Here is a 24,275-nt window from a genome sequence, read left to right as displayed (position 1 = left end):
AGCGGAAGGACGGTCGTTATGAAGAAGTTCAACAAAATCACGCCGGAGGGCACCAAGGATATTCTGTTTGAAGAGTGCCTTTCGCAGCGTACCGTGAGCGAGCGGCTCACGCATATATTCAAAATGCGCGGCTATAATGAGGTCATCACGCCCGGCATGGAATACTACGACGTGTTCGATGCCCCAAACGCCGCCATTCCTCAGTATGAGATGTATAAATCCACGGATAACAAAGGTAGGCTCATCGTCTTCCGTCCCGATTTAACACTGCCCATCGCGCGCCTCACCGCAACGCGGTTGCAGGCGATGGAAAAGCCCATTCGGCTTTACTATAACCAGCCGATCTATCGCAACCGCAAGGACCTTTCCGGCCGCAGCGACGAAACAACGCAGGCGGGCATCGAGCTTTTGGGTGCATCGGGGCTGAAAGCGGATATCGAGGTCATCGCCGCCGCCGTTGAGGCGCTTTCCGCGTGCACGGAAAACTTCCGCTTGGAGATCGGCAGCGCAAAGTTCTTCGGTGCGCTCGCCGATGAGCTGCCCGTCTCCGCAGATAAAAAAGAGGACATCCGCCAGACGATTGAGTCCAAAAACTACGCCGCTCTCGGCGATATGCTCGACGCACTCCCCAAATCCGTATATACCGAAGCCATCAAAAAGCTGCCGCGCTTGTTCGGCGGGGCAGAGGTCTTCGCGGAAGCGGAGCAGTTCTGCAAAGGCCACCCCGTGCTTTCCGAAACGCTCGATTATATGCGCACGCTATATACCGCGCTGTCGTCGCTCGGCCTCGATGACCGCCTGATGGTCGATTTCGGCCTTGTGCAGCGCAACGATTACTACACCGGCGTCGTCTTCAGCGCCTATGTGGAAAACTACGGTGACGCTGTTTTAATGGGCGGCCGCTACGATACGCTTTTAAAGCAATTCGATGCCCCCATGCCCGCTATCGGCTTTGCCGCAAACGTCGATGCGCTGGCTTCTGTTTTGCTCGACGACGGACGGATTGAAAGCGTGCCCACGCCGGACGTGCTCGTCCACGCGGAAAGCGGCGCGGAGATCAAAGCACAGATGAAAATTCGCGAGCTGACAGCAAACGGCAAAATCTGCGAAAGCTCCGTGTTCGATACGGCAGACGAGGCCGAGCGCTACGCAAAGCGCCGCGGCATCCCGGAAGTCATCGTCCTTAGAGGGGAGGAAAACGCATGAAGCCATTAAGAATTGCCCTCACAAAAGGGCGCCTCGAAAAAGACACCGTGAACCTTTTAGAGCAGATCGGCCTTGATTGCACGCAAGTGCGCGAAAAAGGCAGAAGACTGATTCTTCCCGTTGGAAACGGCGAGATCGAAGTCGTTTTAGCCAAAGCTGCCGATGTCATCACTTACGTCGAAAACGGTGTGTGCGACCTCGGTGTCGTCGGCAAAGATACCATCATGGAAAACGGCAGTCATTTTTACGAAATCTTAGATCTTGGCTTCGGCCGCTGCCGCTTTGCGCTCGCCTGCCGCAAGGGTACGGATTTCTTCAGCGGCTACAAAGCGAAGACCGTCGCGTCCAAATACCCGAACGTCGCACGGCAGTTCTTTGAAAGCCGCGCCATGGACGTGCGCATCATCAAAATTGAGGGCTCCGTAGAGCTTGCCCCGCTGCTCGGCCTTGCAGACGGCATCGTCGATATCGTCGAGACCGGCACCACCTTAAAAGAAAACGGTCTGGAGGTCACGGAGACCATCGCCGGTATCTCGGCACGTCTCATCGCAAACACCGCCAGCCTTAAAATGAGAAAGCAGGAGATTGAAGCGCTTGCCGCCCGTATGGAAGCGCAGATTGAAAAGAACAGGGAGGAGAAATCCGTATGATCCGTATTGCCAAAGGCGATAGAGCCTACTGTGAAGCGTTTATTCAAAGCCTTAAAGCCCGCGTCAGCGAAAACGACCGCAGCGTAGAGGATAAAGTGGCCGAAATTTTGAAGGACGTGCGCGATAACGGCGACGAAGCCGTGCGACGCTATACGATGAAGTTCGACGGCTGGGCGCCGGAGAAAGCGGAGATCACAAAAGAGGAGATCGATGCGCTCACCGCAGACTGCGACCCGGCGTTCATCGCTTCGATGGAGCGCGCCGCAGAAAATATCCGCGCGTTCCACGCCAGACAAAAGCAGCAAAGCCGCATCGATCCCTCGCCCACGGGTGTTCTGATGGGTCAGCGCGTGCGCGGCCTGCACAGGGTCGGCGTGTATGTGCCGGGCGGTACGGCAGCGTACCCGTCCTCTGTTTTGATGAACGTCATCCCGGCGAAAATTGCCGAAGTCGGCGAGATCGTCATGGTCACGCCGCCGGGACGTACCGGCAAGCCGGATAAAAACATTTTGGCCGCCGCAAGGATTGCCGGCGTAGATCGCGTGTTCCTCATCGGCGGCGCGCAGGCCGTCGCGGCGCTCGCCTACGGCACCGAGACCGTCCCGAAGGTTGATAAAGTCGTCGGCCCCGGCAACATTTTCGTCGCCACGGCAAAGAAATTACTGTACGGCACTATCGATATCGACATGATTGCCGGTCCAAGCGAAATTCTCGTCATTGCGGATAAAACCGCGAAGCCGGAGTTCTTGGCCGCCGACCTCATGAGCCAGGCGGAGCACGACCGCATGGCGTCCGCCATTCTCATTACCCCGGAGGAAGACCTTGCAAAAGCGACCGCCGCGGAGATTGAGCGCCAGATGCAGACGCTTTCGAGAAAAGACATCATTAAAGAATCCATCGAAAATTTCGGTGCAATTATTGTCTGCGAAAACATGGCGGAAGCCGTCGATTTCGCAAACGAGCTCGCCCCGGAGCACCTTGAAGTCTGCTGCGAAAATCCGCTCGAATACATCGGCAAGCTCGATAACGCCGGTTCCGTGTTCCTCGGAAACTATTCTCCGGAGCCGCTCGGCGATTACTTTGCGGGTCCAAACCACGTGCTACCCACCAGCGGCACAGCGCGTTTCTTCTCGCCGCTTTCCGTCGATGATTTTATCAAAAAATCGAGCTTTATCTACTATACGGAAGCGGAGCTTCTGAAAGCTGCCGACGACATCATCCGCATTGCCGAGACCGAAGAGCTGACCGCGCACGCGAATTCCATCGCCGTCCGCAAGAAAAAGTGACCCCGGAGGTAGTTTATGTATACGCTGAATGAAAAGATCCGCGATTTAGAGCCGTATGAACCCATTGCGGGCGAGTATAAAATTCGTCTGGACGCAAATGAATCGTTCCTGTGCCTGCCGGAATCTGTTATGGCGTCCGCTTTGCACGCCATGATGAGAGTGGAGCTCAACCGCTATCCGGATCCCACCGCAAAAGACCTGTGCGCCGCCTTTGCCAAAAGCTATAAGGTAAAGCCGGCGTGCGTTGCGGCGGGCAACGGCAGCGATGAGCTCATCAACGTCATTTTCCAGAGCTTTCTGATGAAGGGCGAGACCTACGCGACGCTCACGCCGGATTTTTCCATGTATGATTTTTACGGCTACGTTTCGGAATGCCGCGGCATCGAAATCAAAAAAGACGAAAATTTCACAATCGATATTGACAAGGTGATCGAAACCTGCAACAATGAGAACGTAAAGCTGCTCATTTTCAGCAACCCGTGCAATCCGACGTCTGTCGGCCTCACGCGCGAAGCCGTGCGCAAAATCATCAGGGGCGTCTCCGCGCTCGTCGTGCTCGACGAAGCCTATATGGATTTCTGGAACGAATCTATGCTCGGCGAATTTGAAAACTACGATAATTTACTCATCTTGAAAACGTGCTCCAAAGCATTCGGTCTCGCCGCGCTGCGCGTGGGCTTTGCCGTGGGTAACGAAAAGCTTGTCCGCGCCATCAAGGCTGTAAAGTCGCCGTATAACGTCAACACCTGCTCGCAGAAAATGGCGGAAGCCGTGCTGAAAAACCGCGCGGAAGCCGATGCCGCCATCCGCAGATTGCTGCTTTCGCGAGACGAATTACAGCAGAAATTCGACCGCATGGCGCAGCGCTTCCCGGAAAAGCTCCAAACGGTAAAGAGCGTTACGAACTTCGTCGTTCTGCGCACACCGTACGCAAAGGAGCTCTACGAGCGCCTTTTGGCCGAATCCATCGCGGTGCGGTACTTTAAAAACATGTCCGCCCTGCGCATCACGGCAGGCTCCACGGGCGAAAACGCAGTGGTCACAGAGCACATTCAGCGGTTCTTTGAAGAAAAAGAGCAAGCGTAAATCGGGCTTTAGGCCCTTTTAGGGGGAAACGATATGGAACGTGCGGCAACAGTTGTGCGCCAAACAAAAGAAACGAACATTGAGCTGACCTTAGGGCTTGACGGCGGCGAGGTTGTCGTCGATACCGGCGTGGGCTTTTTCGACCACATGCTCACGGCGCTTGCCGTGCATGGCGGCTTCGGCCTTCAGTTAAAAGCCGAGGGCGACTGGAATGTCGATTGCCACCACACGGTGGAAGATACCGGCATCGTGCTCGGCCGTGCGTTTAAGCAGGCGCTCGGCGACCGCAGCGGCATCGTGCGCTACGGCCATGCCATGATCCCTATGGATGAAGCGCTCGGCTTCTGCGCCGTAGATGTCAGCGGCCGCCCGTACCTTGTGTTCGACGCTGCGTTCCCGCAGGAGCGCGTCGGCGATTTTGACACCTGTATGACGGAGGAGTTCTTCCGCGCGCTTAGCGATAACGCCGGCTTCACGCTGCACCTGCGCTGCCCCTACGGCAAAAATTCTCACCATATGATCGAAGCGCTGTTCAAAGCCTGCGCGCACGCCCTGTGCGATGCCACAGCAGAAAACAGCACCGGCGCGGTGCTTTCCACCAAGGGCACGCTTTCGGAATAATTTGAAATTTTAACTTTTTTGCATACACGATAATTTGGAATGAATAAGGAAGGGATATAACATGATCATTTTACCGGCGATTGACCTCAAGGACGGCAAATGCGTCCGCCTGTTCCAGGGCGATTACGCCACGGCGGAGCAGGTGGCGGAGGATCCCGTCAAGACCGCGCAATCGTTTGAGGAGCAGGGCGCGCGCTGGGTGCACCTTGTCGACCTCGATGGCGCAAAGGCACGCCGCCCCGTAAACGACAGCACCGTTTTCTCCATTCGCGATAATGTCTCGATGAATATAGAAGTCGGCGGCGGTATCCGCGATATGGACACCGTGGAATATTATCTTTCGCACGGCATCAATCGCATCATTCTGGGCTCTGCGGCGCTGCACAGCCCGGAGTTCGTGCGCGAGGCCGTGAAAAAATACGGCAAAAAGATCGCCGTCGGCATTGATGCGTTAAAGGGCAAGGTGGCGGCAGAGGGCTGGACGGCTCAAAGCGAAGTGGATTACCTCGAAATGGCAAAGCGCATGGAAGACATCGGCGTGCGCTACCTCATCGTGACCGATATTTATAAAGACGGCACCATGAACGGCCCGAACCTCGTCATGCTCGATAAGGTCAACCGCGCCGTCAGCTGCAACATCATCGCAAGCGGCGGCGTCGGCAACTTAAAGGACATCGTAGACCTCAACGCCCTCGGCGTGTACGGTGCGATTGCGGGCAAATCCATTTATACGAAAGCGTTGGACTTAACGGCGGCCATCACCGCCAGTCAGCGCCTTTCCGGCAAATCGTTCAAGTGCAGCGAAGAAGAGGAAGACCATCTTGAGCGCTACTTCAAGAAATCGGAGCTCATCCCGTGCATCGTGCAGGAGGCCTCCACAAACGAAGTGCTCATGCTGGCATACATGAACCGCGAATCCATGGCGAAAACGCTGGAGACGGGCTACACGTGGTTTTACAGCCGCAGCCGCCAAACGCTGTGGAACAAGGGCGCAACGAGCGGCCATACGCAGAAGGTCATCAGTATGTATGCCGACTGCGACGACGATACACTGCTCGTAAAGGTCGTGCAGACAGGCGCGGCGTGCCACACCGGCAGCCACAGCTGCTTCTACAAAGAGATTGCAAGAAACTGACGGAGGGAACACTATGGACATTTTGCAGCAGCTTTATGATACCGTTTTGGAGCGCAAGGACGAAAAGCAGGAGGGCTCCTACACCTGCTATCTCTTCGAGCAGGGGCTTGATAAGATCCTCAAAAAGTGCGGCGAAGAGTGCAGCGAAGTCATCATCGCCGCGAAAAACGGCAAAAAAGAGGACACCGTGGGCGAAATCAGCGACCTTCTCTATCACCTCACCGTCATGATGGTGAACGAGAACATCCCGCTTGACGATGTGCGCGCGGAGCTTAACCGTCGTCACGGCAAAACGGGTAACCTCAAAACTTTCCACAAGGTGGACCACAATACATGACACAAACTGAAAAACACGCACTTTGGACGCAGGAAGAGCAAAGCGCCGAAATGCACGGCTGGGATTTTTCGCACATCCGCGGGCGTGTAGAGGAAGCCCCGCTGCCGTGGGATTATAAGCAAAAGGTGCTCGATTTTTTAAAGCCGCAGTCCGTCATTTTGGATATGGGTACGGGCGGCGGAGAGTTCCTTTTGTCCCTGCGCCACCCGTTTTCGCAGACAAGCGTCACGGAAAGCTGGCAGCCGAATTTTGAGCTGTGCGAAAAAAAGTTAGCGCCGCTCGGCATCACCGTGCGCAAAACCGAAGAGGACAAACCTCTGCCGTTTGCGGATAACAGCTTTGACCTCGTTTTAAATCGTCACGATTCTTATGACGTAAACGAAGTGCGCCGCGTCCTAAAGCCCGGCGGATATTTCATCACGCAGCAGGTAGGCGGCAGCAACAACTTGCGCCTGCGCGCTTTGCTCGGCAATAACAAAACCGCCATGCCGAGCTTTAACCTCGAAAACGAGCTGCTGCGCTTCAAAAACGCCGGCTTTACGGTGAATTTCTGCGACCAAGCCTATGTAACCGACCACTATTTGGATGTCGGCGCACTCGTGTGGTACGCTAAGGTTCTGCCGTGGGAGTTCGGCAATTTCACAGTAGAAAGCTGCTTGCCGCAGCTCGATGCGCTCGACGCGCTGTGTGAAAAGCAAGGCTATATCCCAAGCGTGCAGCACCGCTTCATGCTCATTGTCCGCAACAGAAAGCCGAAAGAATAAGGGGGAAACCATGGCAGCCAACATTCGCTTTGCAACCGAAGCAGACATTCCGGTCATTTTAGAGTTTATTCATGCGCTCGCCGCGTATGAAAATATGGAAGATCAGGTCATTGTAACGCCGGAGCTTTTAAAAGAGTGGGTCTTCCAAAAGAAAAAAGCAGAGGTTTTTCTTGTTTCGGAGGACGAAAAGCCCGTGGGCTTTGCGCTTTTCTTCCACAATTTCTCCACGTGGCTTGGCCGCGCGGGCATTTATCTTGAGGATCTTTTCGTGCTGCCGGAATATCGCGGCAAGGGCTACGGCAAGCTGCTGTTAAAGCGCCTTGCGCGGCTCACTTTGCAGCGCGGCTGCGGCAGACTGGAGTGGGCGTGCCTCGATTGGAACACCCCAAGCCGCAAGTTCTATGATTCCCTCGGCGCCGTGCGCATGGAGGAGTGGACAACGTACCGCCTGACGGGCGATGCACTTTTGTCCCTTGCGTCCAACATCTCACTCAAATAATTTCGCAAAAGCAAAGAGGCGGGCTGCGGCTCGTCTCTTTTTGTCGGTTCTGCGGCTTGCATTTATGCAGGAAAATGTGGTATGATATTTCCGCAATTTCACGAAGAATAGGGGAAAATGCAGAATGAAAAAAATTCTGTTCATTGCGACCGGCGGAACCATCGCTTCGGCGAAAACGGAAAACGGCCTCACGCCGGCGATTACATCGGAGGAACTTTTAAATGCCGTACCGCAGGTGAAAAACCTGTGCGCAGTGGATACCGTGCAGCCGTACAGCTTAGACAGTACCAATATGTGTTGGAAGCAGTGGATCCACGTGGCGGAGATTATCCGCGATAGCTATGCAAAGTACGACGGCTTTGTCATCGCCCACGGCACGGATACGCTGTCCTACGCGGCGGCCACGCTCTCGTATCTTATCCAGAAAAACGAAAAGCCCGTTGTTTTAACGGGTGCGCAGAAATCCATCGAGGTGCCGGACGGCGACGCGCGGCGCAATTTGTTTGAAGCGTTTGTATACGCCACAGATGCCCGTGCGTGCGGCACACACGTCGTTTTTAACGGGCACGTCATTGCAGGCACCCGCGCCAGAAAAACGCATACAAAGAGCTTTGACGCCTTTTCCAGCATTGATTTCCCGGACATCGGCGTGTTCTACGATAAAAAGCTCCTGTGCTATATTGATGAGCGCCCGGAGTGCCCCGGCGCGGTGTTCTACGATAAATTAGTACCGGAGATCCTCTCCATCCGCGTCATCCCGGGCATGGACCCGTCCGTGTTCGATTACATCACCGCGCACTGCCGCGGCGTTGTCATCGAAAGCTTTGGCGTCGGCGGCATCCCGTACTACGGCGACAACGCGTTTGAGGAAAAGATTGCTGCGTTAATGGAAAACGGCGTACGCGTCGTCATCACCACGCAGGTTCCGCACGAGGGCAGCAACCTTTCCGTCTACCGCGTGGGCCATATCATCAAGGAAAAATACCGCGTGCTCGAAGCTTCCAACATGACAACGGAAGCCGTCATCGCCAAAATGATGTGGGCGCTGGCCTATTCCGAGACCCGCGAGGAATTTGAAAAGCTTTTCTGCACCCCCGTGGGCAAAGACCAATTATAACTCGTCTTGCGGCGCGTGGTATTGCTCCTCGGGCGGTTTCACAGCGAATATATCCTTACAATACGACAAAAAGGCAGACTTACGCAGCCTGCCTTTCGTTATGTCCGTCATGTTTGTTTTTTCGCGGCTAATTTTTCGCGCTTCTTATGCAGCATTGCAATGAGCTCGTCAATCATCGAAGCCGGGTCATCTGCCGTGTCAATCATCGCAGAGAGGAACGGCGCCACGAGCGCGGGATCCTGAATCGTTTTGTCGCGCAGCTGTAACTGGGCATACTCCTCCTCTGTCATGCACGGTGCAAAGGTGCGCGCATAATTGCGAAACGTTTTCACAAAGCCGGCCGGGGTGATCATCCCTTTTTTTAAAAGAGAGTTCACCATCAGGTGAATGTAGCTGTCCTTCCAGGTCTTCTGTGGGGAAAGCGCGACCATTTCCGCCGCGGAAAGCGCACGGTCCGTGTGCCACAAAAGATACATGACTTCGCTTTCGCTTTTTGTAAGCGCCGTCTTTTTCATATAAATCCGTAACCTCGCTTTAGTAGGAATTTGCGCAGGGTTTTATGGAGGTATTATATAATATAACGCTCGCGCTTGTCAATGTTTTGGGCAAAATTCAGTTGAAAAATTTTCCTATCAGCATTTTTGCAGATTGCCGAAAAGCAAAAACAAGAAAAAACCTATGACAAAGCCGCAAAGCCGCGCTGCGTTTTCCATCTAATCATAAAAGTTGCAAAGCAGGGGAAAAGAAGCCCCAAAAACTCGTGCAGCACCGCTTTAAAAGGCAAATAAACGGCTCTAAACGGATTTTTTTGCAAAGAGAAACGGATTTCTTCTATTTTTCGGGAAAAAAGCCTTGACTTTTTTGCCCCCTGCCACTATAATTATTTGTGTTATTTCGTGCTAAGTAACAAATACAAACCCCTGCCTGATGGCGGATGGGAGGGATATAGATGGCTGAAATCAGAATCAAAGACAACGAATCTTTGGAGAGCGCACTCAGACGCTTTAAGAAGCAGTGCGCAAGAGCGGGCGTTATTCAGGAAGTTCGCAAGAGAGAGGCTTACGAAAAGCCTTCCGTTAAGCGCAAGAAGAAGTCCGAAGCAGCTCGCAAGCGCAAGTACAAATAATCAAACGTGAAGAAGCGGGCTTTTTGCCCGCTTTTTTGTGTAAACGGGTTTTTCCCGAGCAACACAGGAGGCAAAGACCGAAGCTATGGCGGTATTTAAACCGACCGGCACGCTCCACTGCGTGACGGAGCTTACGCCCGAGCTTTTAAAAGCGCTCAATGTGCACATGATCGTGCTCGATGTGGATAACACCATGTCGCCGCACGGCTCGCAGACGCCGTTTCCCGGCGTGCGGGCGTGGGCACAAAGCGTAACGGCAAGCGGCGTCAAGCTGATCGTTGTTTCCAACAATTACAAAAAACGTGTGGCGCCCTTTGCCGCGCAGTTCAATCTGCCGTTCGTTTCTTTCGCGTGCAAGCCGTTTCCGGTCGGCTACCTGCGCGCAAAGAAAATGGCCGGCACGCCCCGCAGGGAATGCCTTGTCGTGGGCGACCAGATCTTCACCGATATCCTCGGCGCAAACCTTTGCGGAATGCGGTCGGTTTTACTTGACCCCCTGTCGCCGGATCCTTCCGCCACGGTGCGCTTCAAGCGCAGTCTGGAAGGCTTTTTGCGCCCGCACTATACGCGGCTCACGGCCGGGGAAGAAACGGTAAAAAGCAAAGCATAAAGGGCACCTTTGGGTACACATTAGAAAGGGGAATTATCAATGAGCAATCCGATCGAACGTCTTACCAATTCTGTCATCGGCGGCGATAGCAAAAAAGCGGCGCTGATCGTTTCCGAAACGAACCTCTATTACCTCACGGCGTTCCCGTCCACAGACGGCGCACTGCTGCTCACTTCCGAGCAGGCTTATTATCTCCTCGATTTCCGTTACACCGAGGCCGCACGCGCCAAGGCGCAAAATGTGGAGGTTGTGGAGTTCACCTCGCTTAACGAAACCTATAAGACGCTTCTGAAAAAGCACGGCATCACCGAGGTGTACATGGAATACGCCGCTCTGCCCTACGGTCATGCGAAGCGTTTTGAGCAGCTCTCCGAAGAGTGCGGCGCTAAGGCGATTTTGAATACGACCTTGGACGATGCCATCCGCAAGCAGCGCATCGTCAAGAGCGATGAGGAAGTGAAGAGAATCTGTGACGCACAGGCCATCACAGACGCTACGTTTGAGCACATCCTCCCCTATATCAAGGAAGGCGTAACGGAGCGCGAAATCGCGCTGGAGATTGAGTTCTTCATGCGCAAAGCGGGTGCAGACGGCAATGCGTTCAACCCCATCGTTGTCACCGGCGCAAACGGCTCGCAGTGCCACGGCATTCCGGGCAACACACAGATCAAAAAAGGCGATCTTATCACCATGGATACCGGCGCTATGCTCGCGGGCTATCATTCCGATATGACCCGTACCGTCGCGCTCGGCTATGTAAACGATGAGCAGAGAGCCATCTACAACACGGTTTTAAAAGCACAGCTCGCCGTTATCGACGGCGCACACCCAGGCATGCGCTGCTGCGATGTGGATAAGATCGCGCGCGACATCATCGAGACCCCGTACCCGAACACGTTCGGTCACGGCCTCGGCCACGGCGTAGGCTTCGAGATTCACGAGTGGCCGCGCTTCAATAAGACCGATGAGACCATCTGCGAGCCGGGCATGGTCATCACCGACGAGCCGGGCATCTACATCCCGGGCAAGTGCGGCGTGCGCATTGAAGACATGCTGCTCATCACAGATGACGGCTGCCGCAGCCTCACGCATTCCCCGAAGGAGCTCATCATCCTGTAAAATTTCCGAAAAAACGGAGAAACAGAACGGTTTTTTCTTGAAAAAAGCCACTTTCTGTTATACAATAGACCTAAGAAAAATTTGGAGGTATTATCTATATGGTAACCGCAGGCGATTTCAGAAACGGCGTCACCTTTGAAATGGACGGCAACGTTTACTCGATCATTGAATTCCAGCACGTCAAGCCCGGTAAGGGCGCGGCGTTCGTCCGCACCAAGATCCGCAACGTGATTTCCGGTGCCGTGACGGAAAAGACGTTCAACCCGAACGATAAGTATCCGACCGCTTTCATTGAGAGAAAGGACATGGAGTATCTCTACAATGACGGCGACCTGTACTATTTCATGGACAGCGAGACCTATGAGCAGCTGCCGATCAGCCCGAATGTCCTCGGCGACAACTTCCGCTTTGTGAAGGAAAACATGGTTTGCAAGGTGCTCTCCTACAAGGGCAACGTTTTCGGCATTGAGCCGCCGAACTTTGTTGAGCTTCAGGTCACAGAGACCGAGCCGGGCGTGAAGGGCGATACCGCTACGAACGTCACGAAGCCCGCTACGCTGGAGACCGGCGCAGAGATCAAGGTTCCGATCTTCATCAACGAAGGCGAAATGATCCGCGTCGATACCAGAACCGGCGAGTACATGGAGCGCGCATAAGCGTTTTTCCTTGTTCCATACGCCGAAACACCCGGGGCGAAAGCCCTACATTAGGCAGCGCGTTTGCCTGCCGGAAAGATAGGTGCAAGCATGACAAATTCCGAGAAAGCGGCATACATCCGCGGTTTGATGGAAGGCATGGATCTGGACCCGAATGCGAAGGAGACGAAGCTCTTCAACGCGATCGTTGACCTGCTCGATGACCTCTCCCTTTCCGTTGAGGAAATGGAAGACGCATACGATGAGCTCAGCGGCCAGGTAGACGAGATCGACGAAGACCTCGGCGAGCTGGAAGAAGAGTTCTACGACATCGACGAGGACGATGACGATGACGATGACGACGCATGGGAAGACGAATGCTATTACGAAGTCACCTGCCCGAAGTGCGGCGATACCATCGAGCTCAACGAAGAAATGCTCGATGAGGGCTCCATCGATTGCCCGAACTGCGGCGAAACGCTGGAGTTCGACCTCGAAGAAGACGATTCCTGCGATTGCGGCGAAAACTGCGACTGCAATAAGGAATAATTTTCGGGTCATATAAACCTGTAAAGAACGGGAGAGTCGTTTTGCGGCTCTCCTTTTTCTTTTCGCACGGGTGAATTTAGGTCTTGCAATTATATGCTGTTTGTGCTATAATTGCTAAGTTCCGATATATAGTCGGGCCATTAGCTCAGTTGGTTAGAGCTACCGGCTCATAACCGGTTGGTCCAAGGTTCGAGTCCCTGATGGCCCACCAGAGCAATATTAAACAAAGCCCTCAAGAAATCTTCTTTCTTGGGGGCTTTGGCTTTTGCAAATCTTTGCAATGAAATGTAAATATGAACGCTTAGGCGGTACTGTCTGTATGGCAGTGCCGTCTTTTTTTATTTTAACATGATTTCGAGAATTTCTTCAAAAGAAACAGAAGTAAATCTTGCGTTTTGCGTAATACAGAAATTTTTGCAGCAGACGTCGAAGTTTCCATGATAACGTTCACTTATATATTTCTTGAATTTTGAAGACACGTTTTTAGAAGCGTTATAGGCATAACGTGAATTCTTTATTAGTTGATTATATTCTTCACGTATTTCACTTGGCAAAATCTTGGGGCAAATAATACCGATTTTCTTTTGCCCATTTTGAGAAGTGTTTACTTTAATCGTATTTCGGATAAAATCTGCAAATTCCTGCGGACTGTTATCGGTTTGTTTGATCTGAATACGGCCGGTACGATTGCCAAGCTTTTCAACAGCGGTAATTACGAAAAAGTGCTCGCGCGTAATGACGATCGGAATGACATCGATTTCTACGGGCAAGTTTAACATCTCTGCGGGTGCTCTTCTGTATTTTCTGATTTGTGTTCTTACAAGAGCTCTTTTAATAAAATGTGTCATTCTTTGGGCGGTGCGGTTACTGCCCAATTTTAATTTGTTTTGGAGAAAACTTGCCGTGATTATTCCGTTTGATGCGTTTATCAAATCTATGGCGGCAAACCATTTCTCTAACGGCGTGTGTGAATCTTGAAAAATCGTCCCGGCGGTAACAGACATTTTATATCCGCATTTCTTACATTTATATTTGACCTCTTTCGTTTCCCAAGCTTCAGCACAACCGCAGCGCGGACACGTAAACCCGTTTTTCCATCGTATGGAAGCCAGATATTCTCTGCATTCGTAATCAGATGTATTCATGCTTAAATTTAGTTCCATAAACATCCCTTTCTTATTTAATAGAATACTATACCCGTTTAGTTCCGTCAAGTGAATTTAATTGTGAATATCAGTTATAGGCAGCACAAAACAAAAAATTTTTGGAGGGTTGTCAAGATGACTGACTTCACAATTTCAACGAAACTCGCAAGAGAATTTGCAATCGAATGCTTTGATGTACTATCACGAGAAATCGAAAGTGCAAAAAGAAAGCAGAAAGACGAAACGAAGGAGGTGAAAAACACAAGCAGCCGTGAAAACACCTCCAAAAACTAAATCAAATGAAAGGAAGAGTAAAAAATGAAAATTCAAGATTTACTATTAAAATTTCAGGGTGTAAAGCAGGTATCTGAAAATCAGTACATGGCAATTTGCCCTGCGCACGACGATCATAGCCCCAGCTTGTCTATTGGACTTTCAAAAGACAGAAAACAGATTTTACTCAACTGCTTTGCCGGGTGCAAAGCGGAAGATATTCTGAATAACGTGGGGCTAAAACTAAAAGATATGTATGACAATGATGAAAGGAATGAAACAAATACTATGAGCAAAACGGTCTATACTTATTACAATGCGGATGGTTCTATCGCTTATACCAAAAATCGTTTCGATAAAGCGGATGGGAAAAAGAGTTTTTCTTTTGTACGCCCGAACGGGGAAAAGGGACTTGGCGATAAAAAGCCGGTTCCGTACAATTTGCCGGAGGTCATTCGTGCTCAGAAGGTCTACTTCGTCGAAGGAGAAAAGTGTGCGGACGCGGTTATTCAGGCAGGAAGAGTTGCAACCACGCTTAACTGCGGTTCCGGGTCAAAATGGCTTTCGGAATATCAGGATTACTTCATGGGTAAAGAGGTCGTCATTCTTCCGGATAATGATAAACCCGGAATGAAATACGCGAAGAAAATTGTGGAGAATATTCCGAATGCAAAAATTGTTTGTCTGCCCGGCTTGCCGCCTAAAGGCGATGTATACGACTGGCTGAAAGCGGGACACTCTATGGAGGAAGTGGATGATTTGCCTTATTTGGATATTTTGGAACAGGATGAAAGCACAGAATTGAAATCGGAACCCCAAAAAAGAAAATCGGGTAAAAATAAAACACAAGAAAATACTTTACTGGAAATTCTCCAAGAGCAAGGTGCAACACTGTTTATCAACAGCGAAAATAATGAGCCGTACATTGCGCTTAGACAAAATAAGCATTTGAAGGTTATGAAAATCGAGAGCGGAGAATTTAACACGTATGCATCCTATGTGTATCGTGAAAAGACACAAAGTGGACTAAAATCGGAGAACACGAAACAAGTGGCTTTATACTTAAAAGGCAAAACGCTTTTTGAAAATAGCAAAAAGGTGAAGCTCTATAACCGAGTCGGAAAAGCAGAGAATGCCTTTTGGTATGATTTGAGAACGGAAGATTGGAAATTTGTAAAAATTACAGAAGAAGGGTGGGAGATCAGAGAGGAAGATAAAATACTATTCGATCGATATAACCATCAAAAAGAGCAGTGTTTGCCGCGCAAAAACGGAGATATTCAGAAAATCTTGAAATACATCAACATCAAGAACCAGAAAACCCTGTTTTTGTGTTGGTTTGTCAGCTGCTTTGTACCAGACATCGTACATAGCGCAATAATCGTTTTTGGCGAAAAGGGCGCTGCGAAGACGACGGCTTGTACTTTTTTGAAGAAAGCCATCGACCCGTCGATCGTAAAAACTCTATCTTTACATAAAGATATGCCGTCAAAGTTAATAGGCTTGCAGGAACACTGGTTTTTGCCGTTCGATAATCTTTCTAAAATCAACCAAGATACGAGCGATTTATTTTGCAGAGCCATAACGGGTGAAGCAGTTCAATCCAGAAAATTGTATACGGACGATGAAAGCCATTTCTTCTTGTTCAAGAGATGTCTGGCTATTAACGGAATCAATAATGTGGCAAACAGCTCTGATTTATTAGATCGTTCCATTCTTTTAGAGCTGTCTCGTGTCGATGAAGAAGATAGGCGAGAGCTAACGGAACTTGAACAGGAATTTGAAGAAGACCTGCCGGATATTCTCGGCGGAGTGTTCGACGTGCTCTCGAAAGCGATGCGCATTTACCCAGATGTTCATTTGAGAAAATTGCCTCGAATGGCCGACTTTTGCCGTTGGGGGTATGCAATCGGAGAAGCCTTAGGCGGTCAGGGGGAGAAATTCCTTTCAGAGTACAATGCGAATCGCGAAAAGAGCAATTATGAGTTGATCAGTTCGGACAGCGTAGCCACCTTGATGATCGACTTTATGGAAAACAAAAGAGAATGGAAGGGCTTAGTTTCAGAGTTATGGAACTATTTGCGTACGGCAGCCGATGAAACCGGCTTAGGAACAAGGGCGGTTCCGCCGGCAGCCAATGCGTTGTCACGCAAGCTCAATGAATTACATAGTAACCTAAAGAACGTCGGGATTAATTTTACCATCAAATCGACTGCGAAGGGAAGTCTCATTACGATAGAAAACGAAAAAATATCTCAATTACCTCCATATATTCAGGAAGATAAAGAAGACCAAGATGAGGAAGTGGAGTTTTAATGGAGATGTGGAGATAATGACGGTATTATTTCCAAATAAATTCTATTAAGGAATATATTGTATAACAAAAGCCATTGAATCCAAAATCGGGGTTCAATGGCTTTTTCTGTACAGTAAGCTTTCAGGTTAGAGGTTAGCGATGTTATAAACAGAGTCGCCAATCGTAAATTCGGCGCATCCATCTGCATTCTCATTGAGAGAAATTCCAAGACCTTGAAGCTCATAGATTTGCGAAAGAAAAGCGGCAACATCTTCCGGGGTAAACGTACAACGGTTCACAGACAGATCATCAGCCGCAGTAATCGGTCTTTTGCGTATCTTCATGCGAATATCCTCCTTCCGTTTGTTATCTCAATAATATATAAGGTGCGGCTATTGAGATAACCGGCTTTTATACCGGATAAGGCAAGGGAGTATGCGTAGGTAAAAAGATAGGGGAGACATGAGCACATTTGATCTTGGCGGTGTAGCGCCTTGTTCTGAAAGGGTTATTCTCCTTCCACGCCCAGTAAGATATTAACAGCCTGCTGTATTTCAGGCTTTGAGCGATATGCCCGAATGACCTTTCGTTCATGGTCGGTCAATTCATCAGTGGATAAATGAACGTCAAGCAGGTCGCTTGGTGAAACATTCAAAGCGCGGCAAATGTCGGCAAGAATATCCGCGTCGGGGCGGTTGATGCCTTGTTCCCAGTTGGATACACGACTTTTGGTTACATTTATTTTACTGGCTAATTGCTCTTGCGTTAAGCCGCTTTGCTTGCGATATAAACGTATCCTGCCGCCAATTTCATATTTCACGGAATTCACCTCATTCTATGAACATTATACGCGAAAATAAATAAATTGCAAGGATGAAATCAAGAAATTCTGTACTTATACGCTGACTTCACAGAAATACTGTGATATTATAAATACAAGTACAGTAATACTGTATTTGCGGAGGCGTAAATATGGAAGTTTACAAAAAAGTGCGAGCTTACATAGAAGGAAGCGGCTGCGGGCAATTCGCGGTCGCACAAAAAGCAGGCATACCCCAAGTGGACTTTGATGCCATGATGAATGGAGAAAAAACCATGTACGCCGATGACCTGCGCGCAATTTGTCTCGCCCTGAATGTAAGTCCTGAAATATTTATTGAAGTGGATAAAGAGTAGTGCACGGGGAGAGGAATATGAAGAATATTGAAAGAGCAGCGGAATTTGTTCTTCTCATGGATAAACAGTTGAAAAACCAGCTTTTTGTAGTTAATGGAGAAGTTCAAGGGAAAAAGCTTTGGGAGAACACATTCATCAAACATCAACTGGATAAAAGAGATGCGGGCGATAAATTCTCGGTCGGCGACCATATTCGTGCAATGGTGTATTCGTTGTTGTCCTTCGGCGCACAGTGGAGCAGATTAGAGCCGTATATCGATATAAATACCGGCGAAATATCGGCTATTGACGATTTATTTTGCCAATATGATACAGAAAAACTTCTCAGTTGTGATCCAGAAGAAATTTCAGATAAAATTCTATCTTATAAACTCGGTTCTCCGTACACCAAAAAACAAATGAATGCACTGATAACGGAAAATGTCAGCAAACTTCTTTCGCTTGAACGGCAATATGGCAGCATTGATAGCTTCTATATGAAAATTTTGGTTAAAGATGAAACGCAGAAGACACTCGTGAAAGAACTGTCGTCACCGAAAAGCCCACATAAGTTCATTCAATTCGGCGAAGCGCTCATAACGGAGTATCTGAAAAATGTTGGTTATGATATAGCAAAGCCGGATAGGCATATCCGTCGTATTTTAGGCAGGAATATTTTAGATTGTTCCGAGCACGAAAATGCACCTGCCTATGAAGCGATAGACATTGTGGCGGCTATTGCAAGGCAGTTAAACAGACCGGCAGCGGAGGTGGATTATATTCTCTGGGCATATTGTGCCAAAAACTATGGAGAAATATGCACGAAGAATAATCCGCACTGTGACAGGTGTGTTGTAAAAATAAAATGTAAAAAAGCGGAGGTTTGAAACAATGGGAAACATTATGGAAGAAGCTTTCACCGCTTATACAGGCAGTGAAAAAGTCTTTACTTTAAATGGTAAAGAGTTGGTGATCCCGGCAAGATTTGATGCCTTTATTACATATCGCACCAAATTCATGAAACTTGCCAAAGCATGTGCGGATAAAGCGGCCGAGGAGTATAAAGAAAAAATCCATGACCTCGACACATTCAGAGCTTTATTCCAAGACATTTATCTGGAAAATTTGAAAATCGTCAGCAGCAAAGCGGTTGATATTCTTGTGTCTGAAGGTATTTATCAGTTCTCCATCGATACTTTTAGCGCAAAGAATATTGAAACCTTTCACACGGCCTTGAATGATTTGCGTACAACAAATGAAAGTGTTAAATTAACGGAACAAAACAATGCCAAAGTTACGCAGAATCTCAAAAACGGCATCGGTTCGCTGTTTAGTAACCGGGGAAGCTTCGCACGGGGGCTTGTACAAGGCGCGGTGGAAAGTACGCTTGAAGGTTCGGAAATTACAGCGCCGCAAAAAGCGGAACTTTATCAGCGAATTCGCACACACCTTCTGCTCCACAATGTATTTCAGGATTATTGGAACGCAGTCATTACTTTGGTGGGGATTTTACGAGAAAACGGCAAGGATATTTGGCTTGCCGACAGTGGTAAGATCGATGACATAAACGCAGTTCTTGAAAGTGTTCATAACCCGAATTTTCCGCAGGAAAAAGTTGCGGATGTTCTGTTTGATTGTATTTTGAAAAAACCGAATGCGGCTGCGATTTATAAAACCATAGAAGAAAAGTTTGGCCTAACAGATGAAGTACAGAAGATATTCGATTATTTCATCTACCCGGATTTTACAAAGATCGTTTATACCGAGAGTGATTTTCCGGGAATGGTACCGGCAAACTCCAATATGGCGCAGGGTCAGAACGCTTCGGAAGAACCCAAAAAGAAAAAAGGGTTATTCTCGTTCATGGATAAGGAAAGCGGTGAAAGTGTGAAAAAGGGCTTAAAAATCGGTGCAGGTCTTTTAGCGACAAGTGTGCTTTTGGCTGCATCTAAAGGTGGAAGCACCAACAACAATTCCAACAATAATGATGGTAAGAAAGATTATTATTTGAGTAGTGGATGCAAGAGGGCAAGATTAGGCGCAAGGGATGGTTGTGTCGGTTGTACTCTGGCACCTTATTGTTCACATTGTCGATAATCGTTTTACTTGTACTCTATGGATATAACCCCAAACATCTCTTTTCGTTTATAATCAAATAGTCTGATAAACAGCCGTAGTCCTTAGGGATTACGGTTGTTTTTTATAAAGTAAATTGGGTTGGCCTTTCCGCTTATAAAATTGCTAAATATTAACGAATTATTAACGGATTTGAATTTGGCAAAATACTGTCTTATAATAATATCAGACCGAAAGAAAAGAGGTTCTTGCAATGATTTATGGTTATGCGCGGTGCTCTACAAATGAAAAGCTTCAGGATATTAACCGGCAGGTCAGAGAGCTTAAACAACAAGGCGCAACGGATGAAACGATTTATCTGGAATATGAAAGCGGCGCAAAGACAGATCGCGCGGAACTGAATAAGCTGCTTAAAACCGTAACGGTTGGTGATACGATCATTGCGACGGAAGTCAGCAGAATTACACGCAGTACAAAACAGCTTTGTGAGATCATCGAGTTTGCGAAAGAGAAAAAACTGAAATTGGTGCTCGGCAGCTTTGTTGTAGACTGCAGCAAAGAGCTTGACCCAATGACAGAAGGAATGCTTAAAATGATGGGCGTTTTCAGCGAGATAGAACGAAATATCATCAGCCAGCGCGTGAAAAGCGGAATGGAAAATGCCAAAGCGAAAGGTAAAACGGTCGGCAGACCAAGTGTAAAGGCGGACGACATACCGAGCGCCTTTTACAGGCATTATCCAAAATATAAACAAGGGCAGTTGACAAAGAAAGATTTGTCGCGGCTTTGCGAATTATCTTATCCAACCGTATACAAGTATCTCAAAATCATCGAGGAGGCAAATCATGAAGGTTAGTATTTATTCGAGAGAAGAAATTGAAAAGTTGATCAGCAAAGGGTTCCCGGAGAAAACAGCGGTCATCAGCTTTTACGACCCGCCGAATATTCGAACCGGGGAGATTTCGGAACCGGTCGATTATAAAGGCTTGCCGGAACGGGTTTTTCAAGTGGAAGTTCATGATATTGATATGGAAACATTGGAAGATTTTGGTTTGTCGTTTGATACGTATTTCCCGGAAGCGGATAGTCTTGCGGCGTTTATACAAAAGGCTCATGATGACGGCTTCGATATAATCTGCCAATGTGAATACGGTCAAAGCCGCAGTGCTGCTTGTGCGGCGGCAATAATAGAATATTACGAGAAAAACGGAATATCCGTATTTGCCGATTACAGATATTATCCGAACCAACTGATTTTTAACAAATTGTTGGACGCACTAAAAAACAAGGAGGTCAATATTTGATGTTAGCGGTTATTTATGCGAGGTACAGTGATAGCAAGCAGAGAGAAGAAAGTATAGAGGGACAGCTGAAAGTTTGCCATGAATATGCGCAGGCAAACGGATTCTCCGTAATTCATGAATACGCGGACAGAGCTAAAACAGGCAGAAGTGATGATCGATACCAGTTTCAAAAAATGCTGAAAGATGCGGAGAAGAAGCAGTTTGACACGGTTATTATCTACTCGTCTGACCGTTTCGGAAGACAGGTACGCCAAGTATTGAATAATATAAACAAATTGACCGAGTTGGGTGTCTCTGTTCGCTCCGCCACAGAAAAATATGACGATTCTCCGTATGGCAGCTTTGCCAATCTGGTAAAAATTTGTATAGATCAGTTTTATTCCGATGATTTGACCCAAAAGGTAAAACGAGGAATGGACGTCAATGCGGAGAAGTGCTTATCCAACGGAGGGACTACACCGTTAGGATATAGAATTCAAAATCATAAATATGTTCTTGATCCGCAGAAGGCTCCCATCGTGAAAGAAATTTATACGAAATATGCGGGAGGATGGAGCGCAAAACAAATCTGCGACAATTTGAACGAACGGCATATAAAAACGGCAAAGGGAGCACAGTTCAATAAATCCTCTTTGCACGTGCTGCTGAAAAACCGGAAATACTTGGGCATTTACAAATACAAAGATATTGAAGTGGCAGGCGGGATGCCGAGAATTATCGATGATGCGTTATTTGAAAAAGTTCAGGATAAAATGAAGCTGAATAAACAGGCTCCGGCGCGGGCGAGAGCAAAGGCCGAATATCTTCTGACCACTAAGTTATATTGCGGGTACTGTAAGTCTATGATGATCGGACATAGCTCAAACCAAATCAGTACAAAAGGGGTGATTTACAACTACTACAAGTGTAAAAATTCGGGTGCCAGAAAGCCATGCAAAAAGAAAATGATTATGAAAAACTACATAGAGGATGTGGTTGTGGAAGAATGCAAAAAGTTACTTACCCCGAAGAATATCAATAGGATAGCGAATGAGGTCGTAAAAATCTCAGCACAAAATGACGATGTATCCGAGCAGAAAAGGTTAGAAGGGGAATTAAAAACCGCTGAACGGGAGAAAGAAAACCAAATGACGGCTCTCCGCCAGTGTTCGAGTGATGAAGTGCGGAAAATGTTTATCATAGATTTAGAAAAGCTGGCGGCGGAAATCAAAGAGCTTGAACGCCAGATTGAAATCGAAAAATCACGTCATTACGTTTTAACGAAAGAACAAGTTGTGCAGAGATTAACAGCACTTTCAAAAGGCGATATCAAGGACAATACATATCGACGGACGTTGATAAAACTATTTGTCAATAAGATATTCTTATATGACGATAAATTCACGATCACGTTCACTACCGGCGACGATGAAGTTGAAATCACCGATGCGCTGTTAAGCAAAATTGAAAGCGGAAAAAATAGAAAAGAAGGGACTTCTTTTTGTCTATCAAATGTTGTGGCCCACCAAAAAAGAGTTTTGTCTTTTGACAAAACTCTTTTTTCAATGTGCGGGTCGAGAATGACGAGTAATTTCTGCGGCCCGCAGTTTGTGGGCATGTGGCGCGAAAAGCTGTGGCACAAAGAAATGACCGCAACAATCCACAGCGCAGAATTGGGCGAATAACAGCGAAACAGAGTGTAAAAGCACACTTTATCTGGGGCTAAACGCAGATATAAGCGTGCTTTTGCGTAGAAATGCCCTTGACAAATTCCGAGCAACATAATAGACTTAAAACGTCTAATCGGGATAGAAAAGGGGCAAGAACATGACACTGAAAGACCTGCCGATCGGCAAAACGGCAACGGTGACAAGCGTTGGCGGCGAGGGCGCGCTGCGCCAACATTTTCTGGATATGGGGCTCATTCCGAAGGCGGACGTCACCATGGTGAAATTCGCACCTATGGGCGACCCCGTTGAGGTGCGCATACATGGCTACGAGCTGACGCTGCGCCTTGCCGATGCGGAAAAAATAGAGATCGATAAAATTCGCGACACGATAACGGAGCCGATGCGGCCGCAGGACGCGCGCCCGATTTTTCACCCGGGTCTCGGCGAGGGCGGCAAGTACCACGTGCAGACCGGCGAGCCGCTGCCGCCCGGAGAAACGCTGACCTTTGCACTTGCGGGCAATCAGAACTGCGGCAAAACGACGCTGTTTAATCAGCTGACGGGCTCTAACCAGCACGTGGGCAACTTTCCGGGCGTGACGGTGGACCGCAAAGACGGTGCGATACGCGGCGTGGAAAACACGCTCGTCACCGACCTGCCGGGCATTTACTCCATGTCGCCGTACTCGAGCGAGGAGCTCGTCACGCGGCGCTTCGTTTTGGATGAGCATCCGCGCGGCATCATCAACATTGTGGACGCGACGAACATAGAACGCAATTTGTACCTGACGATGCAGCTGATGGAGCTGGATGTGCCGATGGTTCTGGCGCTCAATATGATGGACGAGGTGCGCCAAAACGGCGGCTCTGTGCGCGTGAACGAGATGGAGGAGATGCTCGGCATCCCCGTGGTGCCGATCTCCGCCGCGAAAAACGAGGGTATTGAGGAGCTTATCGACCACGCTGTGCACGTGGCAAAGTACCGGGAAGCGCCGGGACGGCAGGACTTCTGCGATGTGAACGACCACAACGGCGCGGTACACCGCTGTTTACACGGCATTATGAGCCTCATTGAAGACCATGCCCACGATGCGGGCATCCCGGTACGCTTTGCGGCGAGCAAGCTCGCCGAGGGCGATCAGCTTGTTTTGGACCGGCTGAACCTCGACCAGAACGAAAAGGAGACACTGGAGCACATCATCACGCAGATGGAAAAGGAACGCGGGCTCGACCGCGCCGCCGCCATTGCCGACATGCGCTTCAGCTTCATTCAAAAAGTGTGTGGCGCTGCGGTCGTAAAGCCGAAGGAAAGCCGCGAGCACGCAAGAAGCGTGGCGATAGACCGCATTTTGACCGGCAAATACACGGCAATACCGGCGTTTATCGGCATTATGGGTCTTGTATTCTGGCTGACGTTTAACGTCATCGGCGCGTTTTTATCGAATTTACTGGACATGGGCATCGGCGCGCTGACGGATATTGTCGACCGCGGCATGACGGCAGCGAACGTGAACCCTGTGCTGCACTCGCTTGTCATCGATGGTATTTTCACCGGCGTCGGCAGCGTTTTGAGCTTTCTGCCGGTCATTGTGACGCTGTTTTTCTTTTTGTCGCTGTTGGAGGACAGTGGATATGTGG

At 49.0% G+C, this 24,275-nt stretch carries 27 protein-coding genes and 1 tRNA gene; 24 read left to right on the top strand and 4 right to left on the bottom strand.

What is annotated here, in order from left to right; all coding sequences use genetic code 11:
• Window positions 1–18 precede the first annotated feature (18 nt).
• The 10 genes from hisZ to ACLTX1_RS10840 all read left to right on the top strand — a co-directional run bounded on the left by hisZ (window position 19) and on the right by ACLTX1_RS10840 (window position 8,701).
• Window positions 19–1,206, top strand: coding sequence for an ATP phosphoribosyltransferase regulatory subunit (gene hisZ / locus ACLTX1_RS10885; protein ID WP_412330921.1), 1,188 nt, complete (start codon window positions 19–21; stop codon window positions 1,204–1,206).
• Entirely contained in the window at window positions 1,203–1,856 is a 654-nt protein-coding gene (gene hisG / locus ACLTX1_RS10880) for an ATP phosphoribosyltransferase (protein WP_412330920.1), read from the top strand. Before hisZ ends, hisG begins: the two co-directional genes overlap by 4 nt.
• Window positions 1,853–3,142, top strand: a complete 1,290-nt coding sequence (gene hisD / locus ACLTX1_RS10875) for a histidinol dehydrogenase (protein ID WP_308448803.1) — start codon at window positions 1,853–1,855, stop codon at window positions 3,140–3,142. The genes hisG and hisD overlap by 4 nt, the downstream gene beginning before the upstream one ends.
• Before the next feature lie 15 nt (window positions 3,143–3,157).
• Window positions 3,158–4,228 (top strand): pyridoxal phosphate-dependent aminotransferase, encoded by a 1,071-nt coding sequence (locus ACLTX1_RS10870; RefSeq protein ID WP_395590409.1) that lies wholly within the window; start codon window positions 3,158–3,160, stop codon window positions 4,226–4,228.
• A 33-nt stretch (window positions 4,229–4,261) separates the two neighbouring features.
• Window positions 4,262–4,849, top strand: coding sequence for an imidazoleglycerol-phosphate dehydratase HisB (gene hisB / locus ACLTX1_RS10865; RefSeq protein ID WP_176821422.1), 588 nt, complete (start codon window positions 4,262–4,264; stop codon window positions 4,847–4,849).
• A gap of 61 nt (window positions 4,850–4,910) precedes the next feature.
• Window positions 4,911–5,984 (top strand): 1-(5-phosphoribosyl)-5-[(5-phosphoribosylamino)methylideneamino]imidazole-4-carboxamide isomerase, encoded by a 1,074-nt coding sequence (gene hisA / locus ACLTX1_RS10860; protein ID WP_308448800.1) that lies wholly within the window; start codon window positions 4,911–4,913, stop codon window positions 5,982–5,984.
• 13 nt (window positions 5,985–5,997) lie between these two features.
• Window positions 5,998–6,321 carry a phosphoribosyl-ATP diphosphatase gene (gene hisE, locus ACLTX1_RS10855; protein ID WP_308448799.1) on the top strand — a complete coding sequence of 108 codons (324 nt, stop codon included), beginning with the start codon at window positions 5,998–6,000 and terminating at the stop codon, window positions 6,319–6,321.
• Window positions 6,318–7,085 (top strand): class I SAM-dependent methyltransferase, encoded by a 768-nt coding sequence (locus ACLTX1_RS10850; protein WP_308448798.1) that lies wholly within the window; start codon window positions 6,318–6,320, stop codon window positions 7,083–7,085. The genes hisE and ACLTX1_RS10850 overlap by 4 nt, the downstream gene beginning before the upstream one ends.
• 10 nt (window positions 7,086–7,095) lie before the next feature.
• Window positions 7,096–7,584 carry a GNAT family N-acetyltransferase gene (locus tag ACLTX1_RS10845; RefSeq protein WP_176821426.1) on the top strand — a complete coding sequence of 163 codons (489 nt, stop codon included), beginning with the start codon at window positions 7,096–7,098 and terminating at the stop codon, window positions 7,582–7,584.
• Window positions 7,585–7,708: 124 nt separating this feature from the next.
• Window positions 7,709–8,701: an asparaginase gene (locus tag ACLTX1_RS10840; RefSeq protein WP_343284668.1), complete on the top strand. Its 993-nt coding sequence runs from the start codon at window positions 7,709–7,711 to the stop codon at window positions 8,699–8,701.
• 107 nt (window positions 8,702–8,808) lie between these two features.
• Here ACLTX1_RS10840 and ACLTX1_RS10835 read toward each other — a convergent pair whose 3' ends face one another.
• A complete protein-coding gene (locus ACLTX1_RS10835; protein ID WP_343284669.1) occupies window positions 8,809–9,216 on the bottom strand; it encodes a BlaI/MecI/CopY family transcriptional regulator in 408 nt (135 codons plus the stop codon).
• A gap of 434 nt (window positions 9,217–9,650) precedes the next feature.
• On the opposite strand from ACLTX1_RS10835, the gene rpsU reads away from it, so the two are divergent.
• From rpsU to ACLTX1_RS10805, 6 genes are all read left to right on the top strand, one after another.
• A complete protein-coding gene (gene rpsU / locus ACLTX1_RS10830; protein ID WP_176821429.1) occupies window positions 9,651–9,827 on the top strand; it encodes a 30S ribosomal protein S21 in 177 nt (58 codons plus the stop codon).
• An 85-nt stretch (window positions 9,828–9,912) separates the two neighbouring features.
• A complete protein-coding gene (locus tag ACLTX1_RS10825) occupies window positions 9,913–10,437 on the top strand; it encodes a YqeG family HAD IIIA-type phosphatase (protein ID WP_176821430.1) in 525 nt (174 codons plus the stop codon).
• Window positions 10,438–10,476: 39 nt separating this feature from the next.
• Window positions 10,477–11,556 (top strand): aminopeptidase P family protein, encoded by a 1,080-nt coding sequence (locus ACLTX1_RS10820; protein WP_343284670.1) that lies wholly within the window; start codon window positions 10,477–10,479, stop codon window positions 11,554–11,556.
• A gap of 98 nt (window positions 11,557–11,654) precedes the next feature.
• Window positions 11,655–12,212, top strand: a complete 558-nt coding sequence (gene efp, locus ACLTX1_RS10815) for an elongation factor P (RefSeq protein ID WP_176821432.1) — start codon at window positions 11,655–11,657, stop codon at window positions 12,210–12,212.
• A gap of 90 nt (window positions 12,213–12,302) precedes the next feature.
• A complete protein-coding gene (locus ACLTX1_RS10810) occupies window positions 12,303–12,740 on the top strand; it encodes a CD1247 N-terminal domain-containing protein (protein ID WP_308448793.1) in 438 nt (145 codons plus the stop codon).
• Window positions 12,741–12,874: 134 nt separating this feature from the next.
• A tRNA-Ile gene (locus ACLTX1_RS10805) sits at window positions 12,875–12,951 on the top strand.
• A 127-nt stretch (window positions 12,952–13,078) separates the two neighbouring features.
• Here ACLTX1_RS10805 and ACLTX1_RS10800 read toward each other — a convergent pair.
• The gene (locus tag ACLTX1_RS10800; protein WP_308448792.1) at window positions 13,079–13,903 is read right to left on the bottom strand and encodes an IS1595 family transposase; all 825 of its coding nucleotides are present in this window, start codon (window positions 13,901–13,903) and stop codon (window positions 13,079–13,081) included.
• A 300-nt stretch (window positions 13,904–14,203) separates the two neighbouring features.
• Between ACLTX1_RS10800 and ACLTX1_RS10795 the strand changes: the two genes are divergently transcribed.
• Window positions 14,204–16,474: a hypothetical protein gene (locus ACLTX1_RS10795; RefSeq protein WP_308448791.1), complete on the top strand. Its 2,271-nt coding sequence runs from the start codon at window positions 14,204–14,206 to the stop codon at window positions 16,472–16,474.
• 126 nt (window positions 16,475–16,600) lie between these two features.
• On the opposite strand, the gene ACLTX1_RS10790 is transcribed toward ACLTX1_RS10795, so the two are convergent.
• Together ACLTX1_RS10790 and ACLTX1_RS10785 are read right to left on the bottom strand one after the other, a co-directional pair.
• On the bottom strand, window positions 16,601–16,798 hold the full coding sequence (locus ACLTX1_RS10790; protein ID WP_308448790.1) for a hypothetical protein: 198 nt from the start codon (window positions 16,796–16,798) through the stop codon (window positions 16,601–16,603).
• Window positions 16,799–16,962: 164 nt separating this feature from the next.
• Complete coding sequence (locus ACLTX1_RS10785; protein WP_308448789.1) at window positions 16,963–17,274, bottom strand: helix-turn-helix transcriptional regulator; 312 nt, start codon at window positions 17,272–17,274, stop codon at window positions 16,963–16,965.
• A 152-nt stretch (window positions 17,275–17,426) separates the two neighbouring features.
• On the opposite strand from ACLTX1_RS10785, the gene ACLTX1_RS10780 reads away from it, so the two are divergent.
• From ACLTX1_RS10780 to ACLTX1_RS10750, 7 genes are all read left to right on the top strand, one after another.
• The gene (locus ACLTX1_RS10780) at window positions 17,427–17,630 is read left to right on the top strand and encodes a helix-turn-helix domain-containing protein (protein ID WP_308448788.1); all 204 of its coding nucleotides are present in this window, start codon (window positions 17,427–17,429) and stop codon (window positions 17,628–17,630) included.
• Window positions 17,631–17,647: 17 nt separating this feature from the next.
• Complete coding sequence (locus ACLTX1_RS10775) at window positions 17,648–18,496, top strand: hypothetical protein (RefSeq protein ID WP_308448787.1); 849 nt, start codon at window positions 17,648–17,650, stop codon at window positions 18,494–18,496.
• 4 nt (window positions 18,497–18,500) lie between these two features.
• Window positions 18,501–19,706 (top strand): hypothetical protein, encoded by a 1,206-nt coding sequence (locus ACLTX1_RS10770; RefSeq protein WP_308448786.1) that lies wholly within the window; start codon window positions 18,501–18,503, stop codon window positions 19,704–19,706.
• Window positions 19,707–19,938: 232 nt separating this feature from the next.
• Window positions 19,939–20,541: a recombinase family protein gene (locus ACLTX1_RS10765; protein ID WP_308448785.1), complete on the top strand. Its 603-nt coding sequence runs from the start codon at window positions 19,939–19,941 to the stop codon at window positions 20,539–20,541.
• On the top strand, window positions 20,531–20,989 hold the full coding sequence (locus ACLTX1_RS10760) for a hypothetical protein (protein WP_308448784.1): 459 nt from the start codon (window positions 20,531–20,533) through the stop codon (window positions 20,987–20,989). Before ACLTX1_RS10765 ends, ACLTX1_RS10760 begins: the two co-directional genes overlap by 11 nt.
• Window positions 20,989–22,653 (top strand): recombinase family protein, encoded by a 1,665-nt coding sequence (locus tag ACLTX1_RS10755; RefSeq protein ID WP_308448783.1) that lies wholly within the window; start codon window positions 20,989–20,991, stop codon window positions 22,651–22,653. Before ACLTX1_RS10760 ends, ACLTX1_RS10755 begins: the two co-directional genes overlap by 1 nt.
• A gap of 142 nt (window positions 22,654–22,795) precedes the next feature.
• Window positions 22,796–24,275: FeoB small GTPase domain-containing protein (locus ACLTX1_RS10750; protein ID WP_412330919.1), on the top strand; the 1,480-nt coding region annotated here is incomplete at its 3' end.

It is taken from the genome of Hominenteromicrobium sp., from assembly GCF_046974225.1.
Lineage (GTDB): Bacteria > Bacillota > Clostridia > Oscillospirales > Acutalibacteraceae > Hominenteromicrobium > Hominenteromicrobium mulieris.
The sequence above is the reverse complement of the archived record's forward strand: the minus strand, read 5'-3'. Positions and strand labels throughout refer to the sequence as shown.

What these genes read in the sequence shown, in the direction of transcription:
- hisZ (WP_412330921.1), top strand. Translation starts at nt 19, where the DNA reads ATGAAGAAGTTCAACAAAATCACGCCGGAGGGCACCAAGGATATTCTG.
- hisG (WP_412330920.1), top strand. Translation starts at nt 1,203, where the DNA reads ATGAAGCCATTAAGAATTGCCCTCACAAAAGGGCGCCTCGAAAAAGAC.
- hisD (WP_308448803.1), top strand. Translation starts at nt 1,853, where the DNA reads ATGATCCGTATTGCCAAAGGCGATAGAGCCTACTGTGAAGCGTTTATT.
- ACLTX1_RS10870 (WP_395590409.1), top strand. Translation starts at nt 3,158, where the DNA reads ATGTATACGCTGAATGAAAAGATCCGCGATTTAGAGCCGTATGAACCC.
- hisB (WP_176821422.1), top strand. Translation starts at nt 4,262, where the DNA reads ATGGAACGTGCGGCAACAGTTGTGCGCCAAACAAAAGAAACGAACATT.
- hisA (WP_308448800.1), top strand. Translation starts at nt 4,911, where the DNA reads ATGATCATTTTACCGGCGATTGACCTCAAGGACGGCAAATGCGTCCGC.
- hisE (WP_308448799.1), top strand. Translation starts at nt 5,998, where the DNA reads ATGGACATTTTGCAGCAGCTTTATGATACCGTTTTGGAGCGCAAGGAC.
- ACLTX1_RS10850 (WP_308448798.1), top strand. Translation starts at nt 6,318, where the DNA reads ATGACACAAACTGAAAAACACGCACTTTGGACGCAGGAAGAGCAAAGC.
- ACLTX1_RS10845 (WP_176821426.1), top strand. Translation starts at nt 7,096, where the DNA reads ATGGCAGCCAACATTCGCTTTGCAACCGAAGCAGACATTCCGGTCATT.
- ACLTX1_RS10840 (WP_343284668.1), top strand. Translation starts at nt 7,709, where the DNA reads ATGAAAAAAATTCTGTTCATTGCGACCGGCGGAACCATCGCTTCGGCG.
- ACLTX1_RS10835 (WP_343284669.1), bottom strand. Translation starts at nt 9,216, where the DNA reads ATGAAAAAGACGGCGCTTACAAAAAGCGAAAGCGAAGTCATGTATCTT.
- rpsU (WP_176821429.1), top strand. Translation starts at nt 9,651, where the DNA reads ATGGCTGAAATCAGAATCAAAGACAACGAATCTTTGGAGAGCGCACTC.
- ACLTX1_RS10825 (WP_176821430.1), top strand. Translation starts at nt 9,913, where the DNA reads ATGGCGGTATTTAAACCGACCGGCACGCTCCACTGCGTGACGGAGCTT.
- ACLTX1_RS10820 (WP_343284670.1), top strand. Translation starts at nt 10,477, where the DNA reads ATGAGCAATCCGATCGAACGTCTTACCAATTCTGTCATCGGCGGCGAT.
- efp (WP_176821432.1), top strand. Translation starts at nt 11,655, where the DNA reads ATGGTAACCGCAGGCGATTTCAGAAACGGCGTCACCTTTGAAATGGAC.
- ACLTX1_RS10810 (WP_308448793.1), top strand. Translation starts at nt 12,303, where the DNA reads ATGACAAATTCCGAGAAAGCGGCATACATCCGCGGTTTGATGGAAGGC.
- ACLTX1_RS10800 (WP_308448792.1), bottom strand. Translation starts at nt 13,903, where the DNA reads ATGGAACTAAATTTAAGCATGAATACATCTGATTACGAATGCAGAGAA.
- ACLTX1_RS10795 (WP_308448791.1), top strand. Translation starts at nt 14,204, where the DNA reads ATGAAAATTCAAGATTTACTATTAAAATTTCAGGGTGTAAAGCAGGTA.
- ACLTX1_RS10790 (WP_308448790.1), bottom strand. Translation starts at nt 16,798, where the DNA reads ATGAAGATACGCAAAAGACCGATTACTGCGGCTGATGATCTGTCTGTG.
- ACLTX1_RS10780 (WP_308448788.1), top strand. Translation starts at nt 17,427, where the DNA reads ATGGAAGTTTACAAAAAAGTGCGAGCTTACATAGAAGGAAGCGGCTGC.
- ACLTX1_RS10775 (WP_308448787.1), top strand. Translation starts at nt 17,648, where the DNA reads ATGAAGAATATTGAAAGAGCAGCGGAATTTGTTCTTCTCATGGATAAA.
- ACLTX1_RS10770 (WP_308448786.1), top strand. Translation starts at nt 18,501, where the DNA reads ATGGGAAACATTATGGAAGAAGCTTTCACCGCTTATACAGGCAGTGAA.
- ACLTX1_RS10765 (WP_308448785.1), top strand. Translation starts at nt 19,939, where the DNA reads ATGATTTATGGTTATGCGCGGTGCTCTACAAATGAAAAGCTTCAGGAT.
- ACLTX1_RS10760 (WP_308448784.1), top strand. Translation starts at nt 20,531, where the DNA reads ATGAAGGTTAGTATTTATTCGAGAGAAGAAATTGAAAAGTTGATCAGC.
- ACLTX1_RS10755 (WP_308448783.1), top strand. Translation starts at nt 20,989, where the DNA reads ATGTTAGCGGTTATTTATGCGAGGTACAGTGATAGCAAGCAGAGAGAA.